The sequence below is a fragment of the Hymenobacter sediminis genome, assembly GCF_003231285.1.
GTDB lineage: Bacteria > Bacteroidota > Bacteroidia > Cytophagales > Hymenobacteraceae > Hymenobacter > Hymenobacter sediminis.
Genome location: NZ_QKNS01000001.1, coordinates 347494 through 374142, shown reverse-complemented (window position 1 = coordinate 374142; position 26649 = coordinate 347494). Strand labels below are relative to the sequence as shown.

General features: G+C 58.2%; 21 protein-coding genes and 1 riboswitch. Of the genes, 9 read left to right on the top strand and 12 right to left on the bottom strand.

Annotated elements, in window-relative coordinates; all coding sequences use genetic code 11:
• Positions 1-3: 3 nt before the first annotated feature.
• From DNI29_RS01515 to DNI29_RS01500, 4 genes are all read left to right on the top strand, one after another.
• Entirely contained in the window at positions 4-867 is an 864-nt protein-coding gene (locus tag DNI29_RS01515; RefSeq protein WP_110976304.1) for a DUF4241 domain-containing protein, read from the top strand.
• Positions 868-899: 32 nt separating this feature from the next.
• Entirely contained in the window at positions 900-1877 is a 978-nt protein-coding gene (locus DNI29_RS01510) for a zinc dependent phospholipase C family protein (protein WP_110976303.1), read from the top strand.
• Positions 1878-2129: 252 nt separating this feature from the next.
• Positions 2130-2501 carry a DMT family protein gene (locus tag DNI29_RS01505; protein WP_202910353.1) on the top strand — a complete coding sequence of 124 codons (372 nt, stop codon included), beginning with the start codon at positions 2130-2132 and terminating at the stop codon, positions 2499-2501.
• Positions 2502-2706: 205 nt separating this feature from the next.
• On the top strand, positions 2707-5043 hold the full coding sequence (locus tag DNI29_RS01500; protein ID WP_110976301.1) for a patatin-like phospholipase family protein: 2337 nt from the start codon (positions 2707-2709) through the stop codon (positions 5041-5043).
• Positions 5044-5199: 156 nt separating this feature from the next.
• On the opposite strand, the gene pulA is transcribed toward DNI29_RS01500, so the two are convergent.
• The 4 genes from pulA to DNI29_RS01480 all read right to left on the bottom strand — a co-directional run bounded on the left by pulA (position 5200) and on the right by DNI29_RS01480 (position 9695).
• Positions 5200-7209, bottom strand: a complete 2010-nt coding sequence (gene pulA, locus DNI29_RS01495; protein ID WP_110976300.1) for a type I pullulanase — start codon at positions 7207-7209, stop codon at positions 5200-5202.
• 49 nt (positions 7210-7258) lie between these two features.
• A complete protein-coding gene (locus tag DNI29_RS01490; RefSeq protein WP_110976299.1) occupies positions 7259-7996 on the bottom strand; it encodes an alpha/beta fold hydrolase in 738 nt (245 codons plus the stop codon).
• Between the two features lie 95 nt (positions 7997-8091).
• Positions 8092-8700, bottom strand: coding sequence for a TlpA family protein disulfide reductase (locus DNI29_RS01485; protein ID WP_238387973.1), 609 nt, complete (start codon positions 8698-8700; stop codon positions 8092-8094).
• 65 nt (positions 8701-8765) lie between these two features.
• On the bottom strand, positions 8766-9695 hold the full coding sequence (locus DNI29_RS01480) for a LysR substrate-binding domain-containing protein (RefSeq protein ID WP_110976298.1): 930 nt from the start codon (positions 9693-9695) through the stop codon (positions 8766-8768).
• A gap of 293 nt (positions 9696-9988) precedes the next feature.
• Here DNI29_RS01480 and DNI29_RS01475 point away from each other — a divergent pair, with 293 nt between their 5' ends.
• From DNI29_RS01475 to DNI29_RS01455, 5 genes are all read left to right on the top strand, one after another.
• Positions 9989-10666, top strand: a complete 678-nt coding sequence (locus DNI29_RS01475) for a response regulator (protein ID WP_110976297.1) — start codon at positions 9989-9991, stop codon at positions 10664-10666.
• The gene (locus DNI29_RS01470; protein WP_110976296.1) at positions 10666-12042 is read left to right on the top strand and encodes a HAMP domain-containing sensor histidine kinase; all 1377 of its coding nucleotides are present in this window, start codon (positions 10666-10668) and stop codon (positions 12040-12042) included. Before DNI29_RS01475 ends, DNI29_RS01470 begins: the two co-directional genes overlap by 1 nt.
• Positions 12043-12274: 232 nt before the next feature.
• Positions 12275-12550, top strand: a complete 276-nt coding sequence (locus DNI29_RS01465; protein WP_110976295.1) for a hypothetical protein — start codon at positions 12275-12277, stop codon at positions 12548-12550.
• A gap of 54 nt (positions 12551-12604) precedes the next feature.
• A complete protein-coding gene (locus tag DNI29_RS01460; protein WP_110976294.1) occupies positions 12605-13546 on the top strand; it encodes an SdiA-regulated domain-containing protein in 942 nt (313 codons plus the stop codon).
• A 260-nt stretch (positions 13547-13806) separates the two neighbouring features.
• Positions 13807-15324, top strand: coding sequence for a catalase (locus DNI29_RS01455; RefSeq protein ID WP_110976293.1), 1518 nt, complete (start codon positions 13807-13809; stop codon positions 15322-15324).
• Between the two features lie 80 nt (positions 15325-15404).
• Here the strand turns inward: DNI29_RS01455 and DNI29_RS01450 are convergent, their stop codons facing one another.
• The 8 genes from DNI29_RS01450 to DNI29_RS01415 all read right to left on the bottom strand — a co-directional run bounded on the left by DNI29_RS01450 (position 15405) and on the right by DNI29_RS01415 (position 26220).
• Complete coding sequence (locus DNI29_RS01450; protein WP_110976292.1) at positions 15405-16886, bottom strand: M16 family metallopeptidase; 1482 nt, start codon at positions 16884-16886, stop codon at positions 15405-15407.
• 11 nt (positions 16887-16897) lie between these two features.
• The gene (locus DNI29_RS01445; protein ID WP_110976291.1) at positions 16898-18346 is read right to left on the bottom strand and encodes a M16 family metallopeptidase; all 1449 of its coding nucleotides are present in this window, start codon (positions 18344-18346) and stop codon (positions 16898-16900) included.
• Positions 18347-18502: 156 nt separating this feature from the next.
• Positions 18503-19840, bottom strand: coding sequence for a family 1 glycosylhydrolase (locus tag DNI29_RS01440; RefSeq protein WP_110976290.1), 1338 nt, complete (start codon positions 19838-19840; stop codon positions 18503-18505).
• Positions 19841-20031: 191 nt separating this feature from the next.
• A complete protein-coding gene (locus tag DNI29_RS01435; RefSeq protein WP_110976289.1) occupies positions 20032-21720 on the bottom strand; it encodes a GMC family oxidoreductase in 1689 nt (562 codons plus the stop codon).
• A gap of 94 nt (positions 21721-21814) precedes the next feature.
• On the bottom strand, positions 21815-22414 hold the full coding sequence (locus DNI29_RS01430) for a gluconate 2-dehydrogenase subunit 3 family protein (RefSeq protein WP_110977255.1): 600 nt from the start codon (positions 22412-22414) through the stop codon (positions 21815-21817).
• A gap of 189 nt (positions 22415-22603) precedes the next feature.
• Positions 22604-23449, bottom strand: coding sequence for an SDR family oxidoreductase (locus DNI29_RS01425; protein ID WP_438834624.1), 846 nt, complete (start codon positions 23447-23449; stop codon positions 22604-22606).
• A gap of 305 nt (positions 23450-23754) precedes the next feature.
• The gene (locus DNI29_RS01420; RefSeq protein ID WP_110976287.1) at positions 23755-24888 is read right to left on the bottom strand and encodes an alkene reductase; all 1134 of its coding nucleotides are present in this window, start codon (positions 24886-24888) and stop codon (positions 23755-23757) included.
• Positions 24889-25089: 201 nt separating this feature from the next.
• Positions 25090-26220, bottom strand: a complete 1131-nt coding sequence (locus DNI29_RS01415) for a PA14 domain-containing protein (protein ID WP_110976286.1) — start codon at positions 26218-26220, stop codon at positions 25090-25092.
• A 250-nt stretch (positions 26221-26470) separates the two neighbouring features.
• Positions 26471-26583, top strand: a riboswitch (SAM riboswitch).
• The last annotated feature ends 66 nt before the right edge of the window (positions 26584-26649 follow it).

Below are 26649 nucleotides of genomic sequence, written 5' to 3'. Positions count from 1 at the left end.
ATAATGTTCCGAATAAGGGAGCATTGTTTTGCCACCTGTTTGCGTGTTACCTTGAATCAGTCGATTACTGGTCCTTTCTTATCATATTGCCTTGTGTCTATTTCTATTCTACCTCGGCTACTAGTACTAGCAACACTTCTTGGTGGGTGCACCAACCCTACTACCTCTACTTCGCCTGACGCTGTGGGCTATGTTCTATCACCAGGACGGGCAACAGTCAGGCAGCTCCCTTATTCGGTGGAAGCCGAGCCAGCCATCTTTGAAACCAGCTTTTTTCCGGGCACTCAAATCAATCAAGATAGTCAGCAGCTTAAGCTGCAAAGTCGGTTTCTTGGTAACCTGCCGGTTTCATCGGGGCAAATAGTGGCCGCCGATCCAGTTTCGCTGCATTCGGAGACCCAGCCATTTATGACCCGGTTTCCCCGGGGCAGGTTTCCAGTAGAGTTAGCCCTGGCCCGCTTCAACGGCGACGAGCGGGTAGCTTTTGCCCGCATTTTGTTCTCGGATGCGCCCGTAGTAAGTTGGGAGCCAGCGCTATTACCCGGCCAGAAGCCGCTTCCGCTCCGCAGTAAAGAATACTATGGCTACCCAGTTGATGCAGGCATGGCCTTTTTTATGGACGCGGCCAGCATTGAGCCGCTGAATCGGTATCTGGCCGGCAAGTCGGCATCGGAAAACCTGATGGTTACCAGCTTTCGACTCGACACAAGCTCGCCGAGTCCGGGTTTCTTATATGGCATACCGCCCGATACAGTGGCCGCCTTCTCTACAGGCTTTGGGGACGGCAGCTATGCTAGCTACGTGGGCCTGGACGCTAAGCACCAACCCTGCCGACTGCTAACTGATTTTCAAGTTATTTCCTGGTAACAGGCTTATTCTTATCTATCTAACAATCTCTTATGCGACGTTTATTCCTACTCTCTATAACAGGAGTGCTCGTGCTGACCTCCTCCAATGCGGCGCAGGCCTGGGGCTTTTTCAGTCATCGGCTCATTAACCGGCTGGCTGTGTTTACACTGCCGCCTGAAATGATAGGCTTCTATAAGGCTAACATCGACTACCTCACTGATAACGCCACCCGGCCCGATTCGCGTCGCACGGTGGTACCCGGCGAGGCGCCGCGTCACTTCCTAGATGTAGACGTGTACGGTGACTCAGCCGTGCATAAACTGCCCCGCTTCTACCCCGATGCAGTGGCCCAACTCGGGGAAGATTCGTTGCTGAAGCACGGCATTGTGCCCTGGCAGGTGGTGCGCATGAAAGGCCAGCTCACGGCCGCTTTTCAGGCCCACGACACCGACCGGATTCTGCACCTCTCGGCCGACCTGGGCCATTATATTGCCGATGCCTGTGTGCCCCTGCACACCACCCACAATTACAACGGGCAGCTGACGGGGCAGCGCGGCATTCATGCTCTGTGGGAAAGCCGCCTGCCTGAGTTGCTTAGCTCTGGTTACGATTTCTTCACTGGCCCGGCACCCTACCTCGACCGCCCCACCCAAACGATTTGGGCGGCGGTAGGCCGTTCCCATGCAGCTGTCGATTCGGTACTGGGAGTTGAGCGGGAGTTAAGCCGAAAGATGCCCGAAGACCGAAAATACGGCTTCGAGCAGCGCGGCAACCTCACGGTACGCACCTACTCCCGCGACTTTGCCCGCGAGTATCACCAGCGCCTGAATGGGCAGGTGGAGCGGCAGATGCGACTAGCTTTGCGCTTGGTGGGCGCTTTCTGGTACACAGCTTGGGTGGATGCCGGCCAGCCCGACCTCAACGCCCTACCCCGCACGCCCTCTGAGAAGGAGCAACAGCGCCTAGCCCTCGAGGCCAAGCAAGCCGAGCAGGCACCTCCTACCCCCATAGCCGGCCACGAAGACTAGGTAACGAACTGGTGAAATAGTGAGCTTGGAGTTCCAGATGCGCGGAAGCCCTGGCGAGACAGTGAATCGGCCTACCCCTTGTATTCGTTCAAAGCCCTGGTAGAGTAGCACCTTTGCTGAACAATTAGCCTGCCCGGCAGGATCTTTAGCTGCTTGTACCGCCTATTTCTACCCAGGAGCTGCCCAACAGGAGCTTGAACAGGCGGTAGGGGGTAGCCGCCAGCGCATCAACTTCACCATCTCACCATTTCCATGAAAAGCCTCAGCACTATTGCTCTGCTCCTGATTTCCAACCTGTTCATGACGTTTGCCTGGTATGGGCACTTGCAGTTCAAGAAAATCAGCTGGCTGCATGGGTTGGGGTTGGTAGGCGTAATTCTGATTAGCTGGGGGCTAGCGTTTTTCGAATATGTGTTTCAGGTACCGGCCAACCGCATTGGGTTTGAGGAAAATGGCGGACCGTTCAGCCTGTTTCAGCTCAAGGTCATTCAGGAGGTTATTTCCCTGACCGTATTCACGCTCTGCGCCGTGTATGTTTTCAAAACCGATAAGCTGGCTTGGAACCACGTGGTAGGGTTTGCTTTGCTGGTGGCCGCTGTGTACGTCATCTTCAAGAAATGGTAGCCCCGGCCAGCACCCGTTTTGCTGGTGACTGGAGCTGCACCTAAGCTGGCTGCTAGCGCTGAGCTTAAAGCCTTTGCAGCTAGCTCTGGGCCATTCGTCGGGCCAGTTCAGTATTTCGCCGGATACCCGGCAACTCCGCCCAGTCGTATGCGTAGGAAACGCGCCCCGCTACCGGGGCTTTTCACGTTTTCTACTACCGGACTATATGCCGAAACAATACCGTTTTCTTTTACTACTGTGCCTCTGGCTTGTGGGTGCTCCGGCCGTGCGGGCCCAAAAAGTAGGCCTTGTATTGAGTGGGGGCGGGGCCAAGGGTTTGGCCCACGTAGGCGTACTCAAAGTGCTGGAGAAGAACCGCATCCCCATCGACTACATTGTGGGTACCAGCATGGGCGCCATTGTGGGTGGCATGTACGCAGCCGGGTACTCGCCCGCGGAAATCGAGGAAATAGTGCTTAAGCCTGAGTTTCAGAACTGGGTGGCCAACCGCCCCCTGGAAGGCAAGGTGTTCAACTTCTACGATGCCGACCCTTCGCCGGCGGCCTTGCACCTGGGTCTTTCTATTGATTCCTCGTTTCGCACCCGCGTAACGCCGCGCATCATCAACGATGCTACCCTGAACTATGTGCTGGCTACCATGCTGGCACCGGCCGGCGCCATTGCCAATTATAACTTCGATAACCTGTTTGTGCCCTACCGGGCCGTGGCCTCAGAGGTATTCACGCGCCAGAAGGTGGTGCAGCGCAATGGCTCCCTCTCCGATGCGGTGCGTAACTCCATGGCCTTCCCGTTAGCCTTCCGCCCCATCCGACAGGAAGATGGACGTTACCTTTTTGACGGAGCCGTAGTTGACAACTTTCCTACCGGCGTTATCAAGGACGAGTTTAAGCCCGATGTAATTATTGGGGTGAATGTGGGCGACGTGGCGTACCGCAAATACCCCAAGGAGAAAGATGACCAGCTACTAACCAGCACCCTGATTTTCCTGGGCTCGAATGGTGCTGATACGCTGTCGGTGGGCCCGAATGGCATCTTCATTCAGCCCGACCTAACGGATTACACCGCCGCCGACTTCGGGCGGGTACGCCGGCTGGTGGCCCTAGGCGAAAACGCAGCCCAGGATAAATTAGCCCTGATGCTCAAACGCATTCCGCGCCGTGAAGACACGCTGGCCTTGCAGCAGCGCCGCCGCGCCTTTCAGGAGCGTGCCCCGCGCCCCGATTTCACCAGTGTAACGGTGCAGGGCCTACCCCGCCAGCAACAGGAGTTTGTGCGCCGTTTCTTCCAGCGCACTGGCTCCACTTACACGCCCAGCGACATTGAGGAAGGCTACTTCCGACTTGTCAGCAACGATTTCTTTACCAATGTGTACCCACGGGTGCGCTACTCCGAGCAGCAGAAGGGCTACGGTCTTAATATTGACGCACGTCAAGCAAACAACCTCACCGCCGACCTGGGCGTGCTGCTTTCCTCCCGCTCCATGAGCAACTTTTACCTGGGTGGGGCTTACCGCTACCTTAGCCGCTACCTCTACACGGTGCGCGCCAATGCCACGGTGGGCCGCTTTTACAACGCCGTGCAGGGCTCATTCCGGGTAAGCGTACCGGGCCGGATTCCGCTGTACTTCGAGCCGCTTATTACCTTCAACAACCTAAACTACCAGGATACTGGTGGCCTGCTGGGCCAAAATGCCGAAACCAGCCAATTGGTGCAGCGCGACCTGAAAACGTCCCTCAACATCGGTATCAGCCCTAACTACCGCAGCCGCTACATCCTGGATATTGGGGCCTTCACGGACCGCGACCGGTTTGCCAATACCCGTGAGGTTAGCAGCTCCGATGAGCTGGACCTGAACCGCTTTCAGGGCATAACCGCAGGGCTACGCTTCGAGCGTAACTCCCTCGACCGACGCCAGTATGCTACCAAAGGCCGCCGGGTGGAGTTTGCTTTCCGGGGCATCACGGGGCAAGAGAAATACGATCCGGGCTCTACGGCCAATGATGTTCAGGGCCGGACAAAAAACCAACGCTGGGTTCGGGCTTCATTGTTCTCAGAACAGTATTTCTCGCTTTCCAAGAGCGACTCGGTGGGTGCTAAAACTCATGCCTGGGGTTACTTACTTGATGCTGTGGCCAGCACCCAAGGGCCTTTTGCTACCTACCGCTCTTCCCTTACTACTTCAGCCGCTTTCCTACCCCTGCCCGACTCCCGAACCCTTTTCCTCGATAATTACCGGGGCACGGCCTATGCAGGAGCTGGCCTGCGCTATGTAAAGGGTGTTTTTCGGGGACTGGAGTGGCGCACCGAGGGCTTTGCCCACGTGCTGGTGCGCCCCTGGCGGCCTGCTTACGATAACCCGGTATTGGTACGCCGCTCCAACAGCGTAAGCCGTCCCTACCTCACCCTCATGACTGGACTGGTGTACCAAACCCCCGTAGGGCCCCTCTCCGTGCAGGCCATCCACTACGACGACAAAAACCACCGTTTCGGTGTCTTTGCCCACATCGGCTACGTCCTCTTCCGCGAGCGGTCGTTGGAGTAAGTAAAGTATTCTGCTGGGTAAGTACTACAACGTTAGTCTTCTCCTTAGTTCCTACCCCCAATCAAGCCACAAGCCCTTACTTCCAGCAAGGAGGTAAGGGCTTGTGGCTTGATTGGGGGTAGGAACTAAGAAGCAGCTTTGCGGACCTCTACTTCATTACTTTTTTACCAGAATCAGGGCAGAGGAGGCGGGCACTTCTACGGTCAGGGTTTCGCCTACCCCTTCTACCTGCCGGATACCTTGAGGATTGATTTGATCTTCGGCCAGAATTACGGAGTAGCGGCCGGCAGGAATGGGCAGGCGGGCCGGCTGGCGGTTGCCATTGAACAGCACCACAATCGTGTCCCAGGCATCGCCGCCGGCGTGGTCTTTCAGGCGGTAGCCAATGGTAGTGGCGGGCAGGTTGGGCAGAAACTCCAGGTGCCGCTGCACCAGCTCCTGGGTGGGTAGCCGGAAAGCCGGGTGGGCACGGCGCAGGGCAATCAGCTGGCGGTAAAACGCATAGATGCGCGCGTAGTCAGTCTTGCGGCTCCAGTCTATCTGATTAACTGCATCGGGCTCGTTGTAAGAGTTGTGCGAGCCGCCTTTGGTCCGCAGAAACTCATCTCCAACGGGCAGAAACGGGATACCCTGCGACATAAACACGATGGTATTGCTGAGCAAATCCATCTTCATTCGGTCGGCCTCGGAGGCGGCGGGGTTAGAAGCGGCCAGCTTATCCCAGAGCACCTGATCGTCGTGGCAGGCTACATAGTTGATCGTTTGCAGAGGCGAGGTAGCCCAGGGCACTTTGGAGTAATTGACTTTGCTGTAGTCGAGCTGCGTATGCTGGGTAGCTGCTACAATCCCAAACTTGACGCTTTCTTCCAGCCCCGGCTGCCCGCTGGCAAAGCCCGGCTCCGTGCGGCGGGCAAAATGGCCTTTCACACCGTCGCGCAGTTCGTCGCTGAACGCAGCCACGCGGTCCAGTTTCCCGATGTTGGCTTTGAGAGCCCGCTCAGCTTCCGGCAACGGGCTGGCTCCGGCCGCCCAGCCCTCGCCGTACATCAGAATGCTATGGTCAACCTGGTCGAGGGCTACGCGCACGGCGCGCATGGTGTGCAAATCAAGCACCCCCATTAAATCAAACCGGAATCCATCCGCGTGGTACTCGCGGGCCCAGTACGCCACCGACTCTACGATGAGCTTACGCACCATGGGCCGCTCGGAGGCTACCTCGTTACCGCAGGCCGAAGCATTGGAATAGCCCCCATCGGGGGTGTGGCGGTAGTAGTACCCGGGCACTAGCTGCTCGAAGGAGCTGCGGCCGGCATCGGCGGTGTGGTTGTACACCACATCAAGCACCAGGCGCAAGCCTTGCTGATGCAGGCTTTGTACCAGCTGTTTCATTTCCCGGATGCGCGCCGCCGGATCGGTAGGGTCGGTGGCGAAGGAACCCTCCGGCACGGAGTAGTGCAGCGGGTCGTAGCCCCAGTTGTAGCGGTTTTCCGCCAGCCGACTTTCGTCAATGGAAGCAAAGTCGTTGGTAGGCAGCAGGTGCAGGTGCGTAATTCCCAACTCCGTGAGGTGGTCGAGGCCGGTTTTGACGCCGGCAGGGCCGCGGGTACCGGTTTCAGCCACACCCAGGAACTTGCCCTTGTGCCGCACCCCCGACTGCGGGTGCATGGTCAGGTCGCGGATGTGGGCTTCGCCGATGACTATGTCAGTGGGCTGTTGGAGGCGGGGGCGCAAATCTTCTTCCCACTGGCTGGGGCTGATGGCAGACGGATCGAGCAGGGCCCCGCGTTGGCCGTTTAGTCCCACGGCGTGCACGTAGGGGTCGGGCACTTCGGCCATCTGCTTGCCATTGATGGTGGCCTGCACCACATAAAACCGGCCGGCTGGTTGAGCTGGCAGGGTGTACACCCACGTACCGCCCGTCGATTTCTGCATGGCGTACTCGGCTACTGGGGCCCCGCCCGTGCCTTCGGCGTAGAGTTTGAGCTGCAGCTTTTCGGCCGTGGGCGCCCATACCCGCAGGCGGGCCTGTCCTTTCGTAAACGTCAGGCCCAAGTCAGGGCCATTGTAGGTGGGGTAAGCCGCGTAGGTATCGGTAACGCGGGCCGTGCGGCAGGTGGTAAGAAAGGTCAGGGCAAGTACGAGGGTAAGAAAGGTCCGAAACGTCATAGCCTCTAAGTTCGGGCTTTTGGACCGTAGCACGAAGCGTTCAGTTTGCCTAAAGCCCTTGAGCAAACGCGCGGAGCAGTTCGGCTACCTCTGCTGGGGCTTCGTAAGGAAGTAAATGGCCGGCTCCACCAATAATTTCCAGCGGGGTTCCAATGGGTAGCAGGGGTAGGGTTTCCAGGCCGTGCACCGAGGGAGACATTACATCATCCTGGTCGCCAACAATGATAGTGCAGGACACCTGCACGTTGCACATCTGGGCACTCAGGTCTTCGCGGCTGCCGTGCAGCAGCCAGGCATCCCAGGCCAGGCGGGTGCTGCGCAGGTTGTCATCCAGAATCTGCTGGTGTATGGCGGCAGTGAGGGGGCGGCCAGTTATTTTCCGGAAGGTCTTTTCGGCCTCGTCGGGCTTGCCGTACGCCTTCATGTTCGTCATCCGGTCTTCGTCGGTAAGTGGCTCGGGGCTGGGCGGCGAGGGGCTAAGCAGCGCTACCCCGGCCAGGCCTGCCGGCTGCCGGGCGGCCAAGGCAAGGGCTATTTTGCCGCCCATACTGTGGCCCACTAACACGTAGCGCCCTACCCCAATCTCTGCAATAAAAGACTCCAGCGCCTTCACATAGCTGGCCACCGAGTAGCTGCTGCCCGGCTCAGTAGCCGCCCCAAAACCCGGCAAGTCAGGAGCTAAGAAGGGGTAGTCGGGGGCCAGCAAATGGGCTAGTTGTTGAAACTCGCGGCCGGAGCCAGCCCAATAATGCAGGCCAATAAACGTAAGCGCAGGTACAGCAGGCATAGAAAAACAGCAGGTATGCGTCGGTCCAGAGCTAGGCGTACCCACGGGGTACAGGTTCTTGAACCGGACTATCTGCTGTACGTACGCAGGGCAGTTTAAAGCCGGGCTGAACCGGCAAGTTTCTCCAGCGCCTGCTTGAACTCGGGGGTATTATAGTCGGCCATGCCTTCGTGGCGGGCCGCTATTCGGCCATCCGGTCCTACAATGAGGGTAGTCGGAATGGCCTCTGAATCGAAGGCGGGGGGTAGGGCCCCGGCGGGGAAGTAGGCCGGAAACGTGTAGCCTTTGCGGGCCATCAGCCGCCGCGCTTTCTCGGGGTTCTGGTCCAGCGAAATCATCACGAAAGCCACCTTCTGCTTATCCACTTGATTGTACAGCTTTTGCAAGCCGGGCATTTCGGCTACGCAGGGCGGACACCAGCTGGCCCACAAATTCACCAATACTACCTTGCCCTGCAGGTCGCGCAGGTTGGCTGGCTTGCCATCCAGGGTGAGCAGCGGCAGGTTGTGGGGGTAGGTGCCGCCTGTAGGCTGAACCGGGGTTTGAGCTGGGGGTAGGGTTGGCTGCCACAAACCAGTAGCCAGCAACGCCCGCTGCATGCCACCCAGAACGGGCGTACGGAGGTCGGTGGACAGGATGATGAGAAAAGCTACTACCCCACCCCACTGGGCAATAGTGCCCCACTTCGGCTTTGAGAACTGCATGGTTGATTTTAGAACTACAAGGGAAAGATACAGCGGCTTCATGAACGATGCATGTAGCTCAGCGCTTAGCGCCACCGAATCTTTTGTTTGGCCTGACCGGCCTGTAACCGTTCCGGCACTTTGTTCAGGATAAGCTCACGCAGCGTGGTAAGCAGCGGCAGACGCACGAAGCCATGGTGTACTACCAGGCTGATTTCCCGAACGGGCTCGGGGGCTTCGAAACGCTTCACCATCGGGTTATCGAGCTCCGGCAGCACTGAAAGTTCGGGCACCAGCGTGTAGCCGTGGTTGTGGCGCACTAGTTCCTTGAGGGTTTCGATGGAGCCACTTTCGTAGGTGAAGGGCCGGCTGGTGGCGGCGGGCGCGGGCGCGCAGATGTTCAGGACCTGGTGGCGGAAGCAGTGCCCCTGCTGCAAGAGCCAGAGCCCCGGCGCGCCCATGTCCTGGGGGCTGATGGTAGGCTGGGCGTACAGTTCATGACTTTCTGAGATGTAGCCCAGAAACGGCTCTTCCAGCACCGGCACTTCGCGCAGCTGCCGGTCATCGAGGGGCGTGACGAGCAAGCCCACATCTAACTGATTGTCTTTTAGCTGCTGAATGATCTGGGCTGACTGCAGCTCCTGGACTTGCACGCGCAGTTGGGGGTAGCGCTCCACCAGCTCCACCAGAAATAGGGGTACTAAGTAGGGTGCCAAGGTTGGGATGATGCCTAGGCGCAGTTCGCCCACCAGCTCGCCTTTCTCTACCTGCACTACTTCGCGCAACTGCTTCACCTCGCGCAGCACTTGGCGGGCTTGCTGCACCACTTTCTCCCCCACGGCCGTAGGCTGCACTCCCTTGGTAGTGCGGTCGAAAAGCAACACGCCCAGCTCCTCCTCCAACTTCTGCAACTGCATACTGAGCGTGGGCTGGGTGACGTGGCACTTCTCGGCGGCCAGCACAAACTGCCGGTGCGTATCCAGGGCCACGAGGTACTCAAGCTGCTGAATGTTCATGCCGCAAATATAGACGTAGCCTATACGTTTGGCATTGAGAAGTCACTTTGGCTATAAATCTAATCTTGGTAATAAGCCATAAATCTCTAGGCCGTCATGTCGAGCTGGTCGAGACATCTCGCGTGCTGACGTTGCCAGGCTAACTCAACGATTCGAGCGAGATGTCTCGACCAGCTCGACATGACGGTTTAGAGAGTTGTATTAGGCCAGCAACCTGGATTATAACATCTTACTTGCTGTATCGCAACCCTAGGCCAGGTTTGTAGTTCAACCTGCTATACTGTTCTGTTGCTATGAAATTACTCCTGGTGGAAGACGAGCCCAAGCTGGCTTCCTTTGTGCAGAAAGGCTTTCAGAATGAAGGGTATGACCTGGATGTGGCCTACGATGGGCAGCTTGGGCTTTCCCTGTTCCGGCAGCACGCCTACGACCTCATCATCCTCGACGTCAACCTACCCTACATCAACGGGTTTGCCCTGTGCAAGCTCATCCGGGAGGATAACCCGCACGTGCCAGTGCTCTTCCTCACGGCCCTCGACAGCCTCGACGACAAGGTACTGGCTTTCGAGGCGGGCGCCGACGACTACCTCGTGAAGCCCTTCAAGTTTCAGGAGCTGCTGCTGCGCACCCGCGCCCTCACCAAGCGCAACGCCGACCACGCCGCCGTGAAGCGCGTGCTACAAATTGCCGATCTGGAACTGAACCTGGAGCGTAAAACCGTCACGCGCGGCGGCCAACGCATCGACCTCACGGCCAAGGAGTATGCCCTATTGGAGTATCTGCTCCTAAACCGGGGCAAAATCATTTCTCGCGTCGATATCACGGAGAAAGTCTGGGAGCTGGACTTCGACACCAACACCAACGTGATTGACGTGTACATCAGCCACCTGCGGCGCAAGCTCGATAAGGGCTTCGACACCAAGCTGATTCATACGGTGGTGGGCATGGGCTATGTGATGCGGGAAGGCTGATGCTGGTTCGGAACAAGTTGATTCTGCGGTTTATGGCGCTGGTGGTCACCATTCAGCTCTGCCTGACTGCGTTTATCTACTACTACAGCGCTCAGGCGCGGGAGCTGCGCTTCTACCACCGCCTGGAGGCCAAAGCCGAACAAACCGCCAACCTACTCATTCACCGCCTCGACCTGCAGCCCGACATGCTGCGCAGCCTGCGCAAGAAGGACTTGCTGACCATGCACAACGAGCGCATCAGCATCTATGACCCGCAGCGTCGGCTGGTTTTCCACATTGCCCAGGAGAGGAAGGACGCCGGAACGCCCACCCAGGACACGGCTTACTTCGACCAGATTACCCGCAAAAAACCCGCGCGCTTTCAACGGGGCAACATTGAAACCCTCGGGATGCTGTACCGCCACCACGGGCAGCCCTACCTCATTTTCGTGGCCGGACGCGACCAGTTTGGCGGCAAGGAGTTTGAAACGCTGCGTTCCATTCTGCTCGGCGGCAACCTGGGGGCGCTGGTGCTCATCATCGGGGCGGCGTGGTACTTCGCCAACCGCTCTTTGCAGCCTCTTTCGCGGATGGTATCAGAGGTGAAAGGCATTACGGCCACTAATCTGCGCCAGCGTGTGAACGAGGGCAACCGCCAAGACGAAATTGCCCAGCTGGCCATGACGTTCAACGAGATGCTCAGTGGCCTAGAGCAGGCCTTTGAGGCCCAGAAGAGCTTCCTTTCCCACGCCTCCCACGAGCTACGCACGCCCCTGGCCAACGTGCTGGGTACCCTGGAAACCTCCTCGGCCTACGATACGGAGCTAGCCGCCTCCAAGCGCAGCATCGACTCCGCGGTGGAGGAAATTCAGCGCATCATCGACCTCACCAACGGCCTGCTGGCCCTGGCCAAAGCCGATGATACCTCCTTCCGCCGCACCCCCGTGCAGCTCGATGACGTGGTACTGCAGGCCGTGGATGAATGCTCGGCCCGCTACCCCGGCCGCACGGTGCAGGTGGAATTTGGCACTTGGCCCGAGTCAGTAGAAGAGGTGTTTATGGTGCGCGGCAACGCCCAGCTGCTGCAAACGGCCGTGCTCAACCTGCTGGATAACGCCTGCAAATACTCCACCGAAGCCGTGACCGTGGGCTTGGGCTACGAAACCGCCCACCACATCCTGCTCACCATCACCGATACTGGCCTAGGCCTGCCTGCTGAAGAACTAGCGCGCATTCAGGAGCCTTTGTACCGGGGCACCAATGGCCGTGACAAGCCCGGTTACGGCCTCGGGCTGGCCATTACCCAGAAGATTATCCAAGTCCACGCAGGACAATTACAGATCGAATCTGAGGTAGGGAAAGGCACCCGGGTTTCAGTTCGCCTGCTTGCAGCCTAGCGCCTGCGGAGCAAATTACCTTAATTGTCATGCTGAGCTTGCCGAAGCATCTCTACTGCTTCGTTGCAATGCTAAACCCTCAGTAGAGATGCTTCAGCAAGCTCAGCATGACGTTCTTTCTTAGAGCGCAGGTTTCAACTCCTGGCCTAGGCGTTCATGTTATTTTAATGTGGTAGTCAGACGACGTTAATCTCGGGAGCGGTCCTTTGTGGGGTACTTACACGCTTCCCCAATGTCTGCAACTTCCTGCTCTACTGGTTCTCTGCTGACGTGGCTGCTCGCGCTGGCCCTGCTGGTTTCGGTGGGTGTCAACGTGTACTGCCTTACCCCCGGCTACCGCTCTGCTCGTACCGTCCCAGCGTCTGTCCTTAACGACCTCGACGATGATGACGATAACGACGATGATGAATCCTGGGCCGCCCTAACCGAGGAACTGCGCGCAACCCGTCAGCAACTGGCCGCTTGCCAGGGCCAAGCTGCCCCCAACGCTACGGCTACCGCTCTCTAAAGCCTAACTACTCCAGCTAGGCCACTTCTCATTTTCCGCTTCTACTACCCTCCCATGAAAACGCTTTTTTTGCCGCTATTACTGCTCACGAACTGGTGCAGCACCCCTACCACTCACTTAGCTTCTGGCTCCATTCCGGTAGTGCCGGTGCGCACCGTGAGCCAGCCCGGCGCGGGCACTGCGCCGCGCGCTTCCTCAGCTATGGCCTACGACTTTACCCGTCCGGCCGCCTCATACCCTATGCCCGCTGAGCTCATGGAACTCTCGGGTATTGCCCTCCACGGCGCCAACCAGATTACCGGCGTGGAAGACGAAACCGGCAACCTCTACGAGTACAACCTGACCACCAAACGCGTTGACCGTGTGGTCCCCTTCGGGAAAGATGGCGACTACGAGGACCTGGCCCGTGTGGGCAACGACTGGTTTATCCTGCGTAGCGACGGCACCCTTTTCCGCTACGATGGCACCAACACTCAGGAGTATGAAACCGGCCTCACCTTCGCCAACGAGCCCGAAGGTCTCACCTACGATACCGCCTCGCAAACACTTCTAATAGCCTGCAAAGGCGAACCGGGAGCCGACCTGCCGGAATCGAAGCGCGCCGTGTACCGCCTGAAGGCTGGCACCTACAAAGCGGAGACTACCCCTGCTTATATCCTCGATGTGGAATCGATAGTAGCCAGCGTGCCCGACCAGGATAGCGCCCCGAAGAAGTCGGGCAAGAAAGGCAAGAAGGGCGGTATGAAGGGCTTTGCGCCATCTGCCGTAGCGGTGCACCCTCTCACGCACCATGTGTTTGTGCTTTCGGCGCGGCAGAACGGTATTGTGGAGCTCGACAAAACGGGGCAATTGCTAGCCGCTCAGCCTCTCCCCGCTGATCTGTTTCCGCAGCCCGAGGGGCTGGCCTTCACCCCTAACGGAGAGTTGTATATAGCTACCGAAGCCGGTAAGAAGTCGGGCCAAGCTACTATCCACTTATTCCGTCCCCGGCAATAAGCACTTTCTGAGCCTACTAGGCCAGTTAAGCTAGCAGATTGCTCCCCTCTGCTTACACCAACTACACCCCGCTTACCTCTGTGGTAGGGGGGTGGTATCTATTTGCCCAATACGCCAACCACCAAACATCTATAGACATATGCTATAATGATATAGAAACAATCGATTTTACTTATACCCAGCGAAGCTCAACCTTTGTGCAACCCAAACGCCTACAAGCCGCGGGTCTTCGCTGACACTCCCTATTCTCTACTTCTCCCATGGAAGAATCAACCCAACCTCGGAAGCTGACCACGGCCGCTGGCCGTCCGATTTTCGACAACCAGAACTCTCTGTCGGCCGGTCCGCGCGGGCCGCTGTTGCTACAGGATTATTTCCTGCACGAGAAGCTGGCCCACTTCAACCGGGAGCGGATTCCGGAGCGGGTAGTACATGCTAAAGGCTCGGGCGCGTACGGCACGTTTACCGTCACGCATGACATAACAAGCCTCAGCCGCGCCCAAATCTTTAGTCAGGTGGGCAACCAGTGCCGCATTTTCTTGCGCTTCAGCACAGTAGGCGGCGAGAAAGGCTCGGCCGATACGGAGCGTGACCCCCGCGGCTTTGCTCTGAAGTTCTACACCCAAGGCGGCAACTGGGACGTGGTGGGTAACAACACGCCGGTGTTCTTTGTGAAAGACCCGGTGAAATTCCCCGACTTCATCCACACCCAGAAGCGCGAAGCTCGCTCGAATCTAAAGTCGGCCACGATGATGTGGGACTTCTGGAGCCTGAACCCCGAGAGCCTGCACCAGGTAACCATTCTGATGTCGGACCGCGGCACGCCCTACGGCTACCGCCACATGCACGGCTACGGCTCGCACACCTTCTCTCTGATCAATGCGGAGAATGAGCGCACTTGGGTGAAATTTCACTTCCGTACCGAGCAGGGCGTGAAGAACTTCTCGAGCGAAGAAGCCGCCCAGATGAAGGCCCAGGACGCCGACTTCGCCCAGCATGACCTAGTGGACGCCATCGACAGCGGCAACTTCCCTCGCTGGAAGATGTTCATCCAGACCATGACCCAGGAGCAGGCCAAAACTTTCCGCTGGAACCCCTTCGACCTGACCAAAGTGTGGCCCCAGGGTGAGTTTCCCCTGCAGGAAGTAGGCGTGCTGGAACTGAACGAGGTGCCCGTAAACTACCACGCCCACGTGGAGCAAGCCGCCTTCGCCCCCGCCCACGTGGTAGATGGCATTGGTTACTCGCCCGATAAAATGCTGCAAGGCCGCATCCTGAGCTACCCCGATGCCCAGCGCTACCGCCTGGGGGCCAACTACGACCACTTGCCCGTGAATGCGTGCCCCTACGGTTTCAGCAACTACCAGCGCGACGGTCAGATGGCCCTTGGTGACAACGGCGGCCCCGGCCCGAACTACTTCCCCAACTCCTTCGACGGTCCTGTGGAAGACAAGACCGTAGGCGAGCCCGACCAGGAACTGGATGGCCTGTTCGCCGACCGTTTCGACCGGAACGTAGGCCCCGGCGACGATGACCACTACACTCAGCCCGGCAACCTGTTCCGCCTGCTGGATGCCCAAGCTCAACGCAACCTCATCGACAACATTGTAGGCTCCATGAGCGGCATTGAGGGGCCCAAAAAGGACCTCATCATCCAGCGTCAGCTCTGCCACTGGTTCCGCGCCGATATCCGCCTGGGCATGGCCATTGCCAAAGGACTAGGCGTGGACGTGGAAATTCCCACTCAACACCCCCAGCCCGCCGTAGCGGCTGTTTAAATACACCCGACCTCGCACACCTATTGCAACAAACAGCCGCCCCGGCTTCCGGGGCGGCTGTTTTATTTAGTACCTCTAGCTTATAATGCCTTCTTCCGGCTATCCTTAAACTTCTTGATCTGGGGGTCGATGATTTTCTTGTCGCCTACCACCACGATGGTCATGGCCTCGGGGCGGACGTATTTGCGGGCGGTTTCCGAGACTTGCTGGGGCGTTACGGCGTTAATGTTCTTGACTTGCTCAGTGAGGTAGGAATCGGGGAGGTCGTGCAGGTCCAGGTTGTTGAGCTGGCTGATGATGCCACCGGGGGTAGAGTTGCGCAGCACAAATAGGCCCGACTCGTAGTTCTGAATGCCTTTCAGCTCCTCGGCCGTAGGCGGGGTTTTCTGCAGGCGCTCAATCTCATATACAATTTCCTTGAGCGAGTTGCCGGTTTCCTGGGTGGTCACGTCGGCGTTCTGGGTCCAGTTACCGGCGCGGTAGTGCGTTTCAATATTGCTGTAGGGCGAATAGGTGTAGCCCTTATCCTCCCGGATGTTGCGCGTGATGCGCGAGCCGAAGGAGCCGCCCAGCAGGGAGTTCATCACGCGCAGGCGCACGTAGTCGGGGTGCGAGGGGTCCACTACCGGCATGCCAATCATGAGGGTTGATTGGGGGGCGCTGGGCCGGTCCAGGGTCAGGATATCAGGCCGAATCTGGGCTTTGGCAATTTCGATGCGAGGCACGGGACCTTTGGCCCACTCGCTCCAGCTTTTGGTAATGGCTTGGCGCAGGGCATCTTTATCGAACTTGCCGGCTACGTACACGCTGGTCCGCTGGGCGCCGTACTGATTTTGGTAGAAGGCCTTTACTTGCTCCAGGGTCAAGGCATCAATGGCCGCATCAGTGGGTAGGGGCCGGCCGTAAGGGTGGTTGCCGTAAAGCGAGGCCACGAACTTCTGGCGGGCCTGCATGCTGGGCTGGGCGCGGGCCAGATTCATCTGGCGCTTAAAGTCGGTTTTGATGCGGGGTAGCTCGCTGGCGGGCAAAGCCGGGTGCTGCACCACATCGGCCATCAGGGTAGCCAACTCCGGCGCATACTCTGAGAGACAGGAAGCCCAGAGCATAGTTTGGTCCTGGCCCACCGAGATATTCAGGGAGCCGCCCATGCGGGCTACCTTGTCGGCAAGCTGGGTGGCGTTCAGGGTTGTAGTGCCTTCATTCATCAGCTTGCCCAGCAGGTCGGCAATGCCTACCTGGTCGGGGGCCTCGTGTACGTTGCCCGCCTGGATGGCCACCATCATGGTTACTTTAGGTACCTGGCCGTAGGGTACTAGCTTAGCCGAGAGGCCGTTGGGCAGTTCAAACTCTTCTTTGGCCGGCAGGGTAAAGTCGCGAGGCGTGCCACCGGGGGGTGGAGTTTCTTTTGGGGTAGTAGGGGCTGCTGGGGCGGAAGCCGCCGCGGGTTTAGCCGGGGTAGCGGCTTTGCTGGCCGGTTTGGGGGTAGGCTTGGTTTGGGCTTGAGCCGCCGGAGCAGCCAGCAGGAGGGCCGCACTGAGCAACCCGAGGTAGGAAGTTTTCATACGGTAGCGGGTTAGCTTTTGGCCAGTGGGTTTACAATAAGAATGGTGCGGTTAGTAGGCCGCAGGTATTCCTGAATAGTGCGCTGCATTACAGCGGGCGTGATTTTCCGGAACTCTCCTTCCAGGGTATTAATGCGCGACGGGTCATTATCGAACAAGGCAAAAGCCGCCAGCATATCGGCGCGGCCGAAGTTATCGGAGCCGGAAAGCTGGTCGTAGAGGGTGGAGCGCAGCTTCACCACGGCCAAGTCCAGGGTAGGCTGGTCGATGCCGCCTTTCGCTAAGCGGTTGATTTCCTGATCCAGCACGCTCACTACGGAGTCCGATTTCACGGTTTGGTCATAGGTCAGGTTGCCCATCCAGAGCATGGGGCCGGCGTAGTTGAAGGCGTTGCCGAGGTAGTTGATGCCCCCGCTCACGTCGTCGGTGAGGCCGCGCTTCTGCACCATGGCCTGGTAGAGGCGCGAGTCTTTGCCCTGCAGCAGAATCTGGTCGAGCAGAATGAGGGCGTAGTACTCGGGGGTGTTGCGCTCCGGCATGTGGTAGGCAAAGGCCAGAGCGGGTTTGGTGGCCAGCTTGTCGTCCTTGGTGAAGCGCTGCTCCTTTTCCTGGCGGGGCTCCGTGAGGTCGGGCTTGGGCGGCTGGGTAGCGGCCGGAATTTTGCCGAAGTACTTCTCTACCCAAGCCTTGGCCTGCGCCGGCTCAAAGTCGCCGACTACAGCCAGGGCGGCATTATTGGGGGCGTAGTAGGTTTTGAAGAATTGCTGGGCATCCTCCAGGGTAGCGGCGTCGAGGTCCTTCAGGTCGCCGTAGAAGTTGTGGGCGTTGTTCCAGTTTTTGTTGGCGTACTGGGGCATGTCCAGCCACGGAAAGCCGCCGTAGGGCTGGTTGAGCACGTTCACGCGCACCTCGTTTTTCACTACCCCTTGCTGGTTGGTGAGGTTGGCCTGGTTGATAGCGAGGCCGCGCATCCGGTCGGCTTCGGCCCAAAGCATGGTTTCCAGCTTGTGCGAGGGCACTACCTCGAAATAGTTGGTGAAGTCGAAGCGGGTAGAGCCGTTCAGGATGCCGCCGTTTTTCTGAATCAGCTGAATGAACTCCATTTTGCCCAGGTTCTGGGAGCCCTGAAACATAAGGTGCTCGAACAAGTGGGCAAACCCGGTGCGGTTGCGGGGCTCGTTGCGGAAGCCGATATTGTAATAAGCTGCCACCGTAGCCGTAGGGGCCGTGTGGTCGGGCGAGAGAACTACCTTCAGGCCGTTGGGCAGGGTGTAGTACTCCACCGGAATCTGGAACGAGGCCACCGCTGGCTGGGCGGGGGCAGCTTCGGCGGTGGGCGGGGGGGTAGTAGAGGCAGTAGTAACGGAGGTAGCCTTGGGGCTGCAGGCGCCCAAAGCCAGCAACAGGCCTGTGCCCCAGCTTAGCGCCCGCCCCGCAAATGCGGCAGTAACAGGTTTCATATCAGAAGGATAAGAGGATGAAAATCAAATCTGACCTTAACCTACTGAATCCAGCGCAAAGAATTAGCCTGCTTCTATATAAGCTATAAACCTAATCAACCAACCGGGCCAACGGAAGTACGGGCGGCTGAATTTCGTCAATGAAACCAGCCCAACTTATTTCTCTACTTTCAGGGTAGCGGGCCGGCTGGTAAACTCAAACATCTCGCCGTGGGGCACGATGGTGATTTGGCCGAACTCCCGGATCATCATTTTGTAGCTCTCCCCTACCGGCCGAATGCGGCGGTCGAGGTCGTAGAGGCCGCAGGGATTTACGGATAGACGTTTTTCGGCTAAGCTGATGTCCCAGTCGAGTTGGTCGAGGAGAGAATACCACGTAAAGCCTACCACCGGCACCCCATCCTGGCGGATGCGCTGCACGTTCACCCACTGCTTCCAAAGCCAGCATTCGGCATCCTGTTTATCGAAGGTGTTGGTTTCGGTGTGCATCACGGGCTTGCGGTACCGCTCGTAGTATTGGCGCGTCATAGTGTACCAGCCCAGCACGTCCTCGGCCGAGCACCAGTTGCCGTCGGGCTTGATAATCCGCTCGTTGCGGCCGTAATAGTCGTTGCCCATAATCTGGTAACCCGGCGGCTCGCCGGCCATAAACCACTTCAGCTCCTCGCGGGTCAGGCCATTGTCGAGGCAAAACAGCAGCACCTCCGCATCAATAGTGTGGGCATACAGCAAATCAAGGGACAGGAAACGCAGCTTGTTGGTCAGGCGCACCTCGGCGCTTTGCACGGCACGCATTTCGTGGATGTACTCCGCCGACTCACTTTGCACAATGATGCAGTCGGGCCGGTAGCGGGCAATTTGCTGGTTGCCCATGATGCTGGCCGCCGCCAAATGCTTTAGGGCGGTAATGAAAGCACAGTCGTCCTTAAGCTGCTCGTTCCAGATACCGTCGCGGGCAGAGGCCCGGGCCGTAACATAAATTTCGTTTACGGGGGTATAGAAGCGCACCCAGGGGTAGCGCTGGGCTACGGCCGCGCAATACTCAGCAAAGTGCACCGGCAGCTCGGGGTTCTGAAAGTTGCCTATCCAATCGGGCACCCCAAAGTGCAATAAGTCCAGAATTGGTGTAATGCCCAAGCGCTTGATTTCGGCCATAGCCTTATCAGCAAATTCCCAATCGAACTTGCCCGGTGCCTTGTGGGTGAGGTAGTAAGGCAGGTTATAGCGTAGCACCTTGAGTCCAAGCTCTTTTACCAGACCCAGATCTTCCTTATACCGATTGTAGTGGTCGGTTTCAGCCAGCAAATCGCGCCGGATGGTTCCGTTGCCGATGGTGGGGTAGGAACACTCAATACCGGTAGCAAACATGAAGTTGCCCGGACTATTAGTGGGCAGGCCGCTACCATCGTGGCCCGCCGCTCCGCCGTGCTCGTCGCCTTCGTAGTTGCCGTCGCCGAACTTGTCTTTGATATGCGTCAGAAAGCTTTTGGCCATTGGGAAAAAGGAGAATAACTGAACGGCAGCTCTCCTCCTTAGCGGAGGAGGAAATGAAAGTGGCTGACCTTATAACTGACGCTCTGTTAACTAGTACTGGGTGAAAAAGAAGCTATTCCGGGTTGTTCCAACGGCTATCCATCATCTCCTACCCCCTTCCCCGGCTAAAGAGGGGAGTTGCCGTTCAAGCATTACCCATCCAGCCGCTGCCGAGACGCCAGAAACTTATCGGCAGTGCGCAGGCTCAGGGCCATGATGGTGAGGGCCGGATTCACGCTGAGGGCGCTGGGAAACACGGAGTTGTCGCAGATATACAGGTTAGGCACGTCAAAGGCCCGGCCTTCGGAGTTTACTACCGCATCGTCGCCGCTGAGCCCCATCCGTGCTGTGCCAATGGTGTGGCAGTAACGTTCAAAGGCCCAGATGTCGCGGGCCCCAGCGGCTTCCCACAGCTGGCGCATCAGCTTCTCGGCGTGGGCAGCCATCCGGCGTTCATTTTCCTGCTCGGTAAAATGGATGCGCGGCTTCGGCAACCCCCGCACGTCCTTTTCCACTGAAAGCTCCAGAAAGTTACTGGCGGCCGGCAGACAGTCGCCGAGGATATTGATGCCGGCCACATGGTTGTAGTTGCGCATGTAGTCGCGCAGGGCTTGGCCCCACAGCTTGCGCTGCCGCACCATTTGAGAAGCAAACGTAACGGGCATCACACCAATGCTTTGCAGCAGGTAGCCGCCCGCAAAATCAGCGTCGGCGGGGCGGTGGGTATCTTCGGAGATAAGTCCGCCCGGAATGCCTTTATAGGGTCGGATGTCTTCCTCGAACGTGCCCCACACCTGGGTACCCACATGGGCCATATAGTTGCGGCCCACCTGCCCGCTCGTGAGAGCCAGCTCGTTGAGCAGCAGCAGACGTGGGGTTTCGATGGCACCGGCACACAGAAACAGGTGGCGGCAACGCTGCCGCTTCTGTTCCCCGTGCTGCTCATACACTACGGCCGTTACATGCCCCTTTGCGTTGCGCTCAATCTCCGTTACAAAAGCCTCCGACCTGATTTCGGCGCCATAGCTTTCAGCCAGGGGTAGGAAGGTGACATCCATGCTGGCTTTGGCGCCCCGGTTGCAGCCGGCCTGGCAGAAACCCCGATTTGTGCAGGCCTCCCGCCACCCAATGCCCTCTTGGTAGTAGCGCGCCGATAGCGCCGCATTAGCCGCCGGCGACGACTGCAGGCCTAGTTGGGTGCAGGCCTTTTGCATCAGCAGGGCGGCACCATTGAGCGGCAGCGGCGCCAAGGGGTAGCCTTTGCGTCGGGCCGGGTCCCAGGGGTAGGGCGTGGGCCCACTGACGCCTAGGAACTGCTCCAGCTCCTCGTAATACGGCTCCAACTCTTCCAGCCCAAATGGCCAGTCAACACCCTGCCCGAAGTCGGTGAACAGCTGCAGGTCGGCGCGGTGGGCGCGCGGGGTATAAGCCGTGTAGTGCAGGGTAGAGCCGCCTACCCCCGTACCGGAGTTGTTACGCCCGAAAGCCATTGGATTCTGCCCGGCCGACAGGCGCTCATCGTTCCAGAACAGAAAGTGTTGGGCCTTTTCATCGGTGGCATAGTCGCGGGTAGGGTCGCGGCGGGGGCCCGCCTCCAGGGCTACTACCTTCAGGCCGGCCATGGCCAGGCGAGCCAGCAAAGGGGCTCCACCAGCCCCAGTCCCTATCACTACGCAATCTACCTCGTCAGTAGGGTCAGGGAGCGGACTGAGTTGCTCTTGTTCAACAGGGGCCGCAGCAGAAAGCTCGTTCTCGGCCAGAATACTTTTGAGTAAAGGGTCCTGAATTTCCGGCTGCACCGGGTTCAACACGCCTTCCTCCAATACCTCTTCGTCGGGCATGTTCGGTAAGATGATGAAGTGGTGAAAGGGTGAGGTGATGAAGAGTTGAAACGGGAGTATGACGGAAGGCCAACCTCCCGCCTTAACTAGCTCACTACTTCACCGCCTGTGGTTCGCGGACTTCCAGGTGGTCAGGCTCAATGCGCTGCCAACCGGGCACATCGGCCATACCCACGTAGCCGATTTCCTCCTGAGCCAACGGATGCGAGTAATAAGCCTCCGTTAGCTCAGCCAACAACTCCTCGAAAAAACGGTCCATGGGTAACTGCTGCCAGTTGTCGCCGGGGGCGGAACCAGCTGCTACTGCTTCCAGTACTTCATCTTGCCGGGTTTCGGTCAGCTCCATGAAAGGCTGCCCAAATAGCGCCTGGGCAGCCTGATTGATGCCGCCCAGGCCTAGCCGATAAGCTTCACGGTCGGGAGGCATGGCGTCGTAGCGCCAGCCGTCAGACTGGCCTTCTGCCAACCGCTTATCGACCACCGCTGCCAGCTCAATGGGCTGTTCCCGGTCGGGCTGAGGGTAGATGCGGGCAGCTACGGCGCGCAAAAGCTCGTAGGTGGTCGCCTCAAAAAGCTGAGGGGTGTAGGGAGTGGTATCGAGGCGGGCAAGCAGCGCAGCACGAGTGGCTTCGGTCACCAAGTCGGTCTGGAGCAGGGCGCGCACGGTACCCGTAGGGTAGTGAGGGGAGGTCATCAGAATCGAAATCAGCCAAATGATAGTCAAGGGCTTACTTACTACTGACGAGCTGAAGCTGAACAAGGTTTTAGCTGAACAGGAAAAGTGCTTCTTCTGCCCAGAAAAAGCGTTTTTAAAGTATGAGCAGAAACGCCCAGTGTAGAGACGCATACGTGCGCCTCTACACTGGGCCATTACACCTCCCGCCTACTGGTCGCTGCTCATTTTGCCGCCCGTCACGTGCACCAGCGAGCCCGTCATGAAGGAGCCGTCTTGCGAGGCAAGCAGCACGTAGGCTGGTGCTAGCTCCTCGGGCTGACCTGGGCGAGCCAAAGCTACCTCGTAGCCAAACTTCTCGATTTCCTCCTGCGGCATGGTTGCGGGGATGTTGGGTGTCCAGACCGGGCCCGGCACCACGCAATTCACCCGAATGCCCTTTTCGCCGAGGTAGGTAGCCAGGCTTTTGGTGAGGGCATGAATGGCGGACTTCGTACAGGCATAATCTACCAGAATAGGAATGCCCGTGAGGCCGACAATGCTGCCTGTGTTGATGATGCAGTCGTGTTGCTTGAGGTGCGGAATGGCGGCCTGGGCCATCCAGATATAACCAAGAATATTGGTATCAAAGGTGCGGCGGATTTGCTCCTCAGAGATGTCTTCGAACTTCTCGGCACTCATCTGGAAGGCCGCGTTGTTGACGAGAATGTTGAGGCCGCCCAGCTCCTGCCGGGTTAGGCGAACGGCCTGTTTACACTGCTCCAAGTCGCGCACATCCAACTGTAGCAGCAGGCAGCGGCGGTTCTGAGCTTCGACCAGGCGGCGGGTTTCCTCCGCATCCACGGTGTTTTCATTATACAGCACAGCTACGTGGGCACCTTCCATAGCAAAGGCTACGGCTACGGCCCGCCCGATGCCAGAGTCGGCACCGGTTATGAGGGCAATTTTATCCTGGAGCTTGCCGGCGGCGCGGTAGGTAGAAAAATCCATGGCCGGCTGCAGCTTCATGTCGGCTTGCTTAGCGGGATAGGGCAACTTCTGGGCGTGCTGCTTCATGTCCTTGGCCGTGGGGCGCTTTACGGGCTTGGGTGCCTCGGTGGCCACGGCGGCAGCTTTGGCAGCAGGCGTAGCCGTTGGTTTCTTAGGGGCGGGTTTGGTAGAGTCAGAGGGGGTAGTGGTTTTCTTAGCAGCCATGGGTGTAGCGAGGTATGGTTGAGTTTTCCGCTTACGCAGATTTCAACCTCAACAGCTAAACCGCCGGTTACAGAACATTTATTCAACCTTCACGCTACCTATTAGCCAACAAAAAACCCGCCCCGGCGCGTGCCGAAACGGGTTTTAAGAGACCACGCGGGGTAGGCTTAGTTGTTCTGATAGTCAACGGGCTCCTTTGTATCTACGCCTTGGTCCTGCAAAGAGGGGTAGTCGATGTAGCCTTTGTCGCCGGGCACGTAGAACGTGCTGGGGTCAGGAGTGTTGAGGGCCGCCCCGATGCGGAAGCGCTCCACCAAATCGGGGTTGGCAATGAACGGTACCCCGAACGCAATAACGTCGGCCTCATTGTTGGCCAGGGCTGCTTCGGCCGTTTCCTGGGTGTAGCCACCGTTCAGGATAAAGGTGCCGTTGAAGATTTTGCGTAGGTGGGCCGCTACGGCCGGAGCCTGGGGCTGGGCCATGGGGTGGCCGGGCAGGGCTTCAATTACGTGCAGGTAAGCCAGGTTGAACTGGTTGAGCTGCTCGGTTACGTAGCTGAACGTTTTCACCGGGTCGGAGTCCTGGATGCTGGCGCTACCCTGAGGCGAGAGACGGATGCCCACACGGTCGGCGCCCAGCTCGTCAACTACAGCCTTCACTACCTCCAGCGCGAAGCGGCTGCGGTTTTCCAGGCTGCCGCCGTACTCATCGGTACGCTGGTTTGAACCGTCCTGAATAAACTGGTCAAGCAAATAGCCGTTGGCACCGTGAATTTCAGCGCCATCGAAACCGGCCAGCTTGGCGTTGCGGGCGGCCTGGCGGAACTGGTCTACTACCCCCGCAATTTCGCTCAACTCCAAAGCGCGCGGCGTGGGCACATCCTCAAAGCCCTGGCCGGTAAAGGCTTTTGCGCCTTCGGGCTTGATGGCCGAAGGACCTACCGGCAGCTCACCGTTGTGGAAGAAGGGGTGCGATACGCGGCCTACGTGCCAGAGCTGAATGAAAATGCGGCCACCAGCAGCATGCACGGCATCCGTCACCTTTTTCCAACCCGCTACCTGCTCCTCAGAGTAGATACCGGGCGTATTGATATAGCCCACGCCCTGAGGTGACACCTGCGAGCCTTCTGAAATAATCAGGCCGGCTGACGCGCGCTGTACGTAGTATTTCACCACAGACTCCGTGGGGACGGTGGCCTCATTGGTGGCACGGCTGCGCGTCATGGGGGCCATGGCGAAGCGGTTGGGAAGGGTAAGCGCGCCCACTTGCACGGACGTGAAAAGCTTGGAAGTCTGGCTCATGTTAAAGTCGATGTTTGATAAACGGCCTTATACCGTTTCAGCACCCATCAACTAATGTCTGTACAGCAATGTTTTCGCGGCTTCTTAAAAAGCGCTACCTATTCGCCCAAGCGCAGTGAGAACTAGGGCGGTCTGGTATAAGTTGCTCTGCATTCCTCGCTTCCCTGACATGACAGGTCTTCCGGCTTCGCCTGGCATAAGCTAGTGCACAACTACCTCTACCCGGCGGTTGCGCGGGCGTTGTTGCGGGTCGCGGTTATCGGCTATAGGCTTGGCCCCGCCATAGCCGCGGGCCGTGAGGCGCACGGAATCAATGCCTTGCTGCACCAGGTAGTGGCGCACCATGCGGGCGCGCTGCTCAGAGAGGCGCAGATTCAGAGCGGCCTCTCCCACGTTATCGGTGTGGCCGACTATTTCCAACCGCATAGTAGGCTGCTCACGCAGAGTACGAGCCAGCGCATTCAGCACGGGGCGCGAGGCCGGAAGCAGGGCTGCCGTGCTCTGCGTGAAATAGAGGTTGGGCAGCGTTACGGCCGTGCCTTTGCTAAGAGCCGTCAGATCGGGCAACTCGGCGGCAGCAGCAGTATCTGCTATGGCCGGAGCCGCTTTTGGTGTTGCCGGGGTTAGCACGGGCCCAGTCTGCGCAACGGGTTGCGGCACTGAACTGGCCGGCCCAGGCTTTCGCTTTGGTTTGCGGGTAGAAGTCGCCAGTGGTGCCGTTGGAACAGGAACCGCCGCTGCTTTGGGTTTTCGTGGGGTGGCTTCTACCAGAAGTAAGATATTGGTGGGCAGGTTGGAATAAAGATTCGCCGTTGGAATTGGCACTGGCTCGTTGAATGTATTAAGATCCGGCAACTGCCACGCGAGCAAGGCCCGCGAGTCCCGGTCGCTCTGGTAGTACTCCACGCGCACCGAGTAATATCCGCCCGCCTTCATTTTTAGGTGAGCCGTAGAAGTAGTAACCACCTGATCGTGCCAGGAATCGAGTATTTTCTGACCGCCAATCCAAACGCGCATGCCATCATCGGCAGCAATCTGAAAGGTATATACTCCCGTCACTGGAGCATATATATGCCCCGCCCAACGCACCGAAAACCACTCACCTGGCACACCTGGGCCCGGGGCTACAAAATGGTCGCCATTCGGCCCAATGGTCCAGTTAAAGTTAATAGCCGGATCGGTGCGGGTCAGTACCAGCTTCTCGAAGTTCTTTCCGTTGTAGTACTGTCCGCGCAGGCCGGTACCGGGCACGTGCTGCGCCAGGGCCAGGCTGCTAAACAGGCACAAGCAGCCCGTAAGGATTTGACGCAGAAGATAGGGTAGGCTCGTCATCAGGGAAATAGGTAACAATAGCAAGATGAACAGGAGGCCTGATGGCAGAAAGTTTATTCAACGAGCCACCTGATTTCCCTCAACGAATCAAGAAGCCCAGCCTATATAGGCTGGGCTTCTTGATGCTTTTTCTAAGCCTATTATTCGAACTCCGAGACGCTTGATAAGAGTACCCCCTCGCTACCCCTTCATGTATGGCAAACCTTCCTTCAATTGAAATTCGAAGATTCCTGCCGTATCTTCGCCCTGTTACTTATCCAGAAAGACCGAGGGATTGGGCCCGACGACGTCTTAGCAACCTGACTTAAAACAAGGTGCTAACTCCCATTTCAACCCGCGTTCTGGGTTGGAAGAAGATAAGTACAGGACTCGCGCCCCCACGCGGCTCTTTCTGGATAGGCACTTTTTCGCTGCTGATTTTCTTGAAGA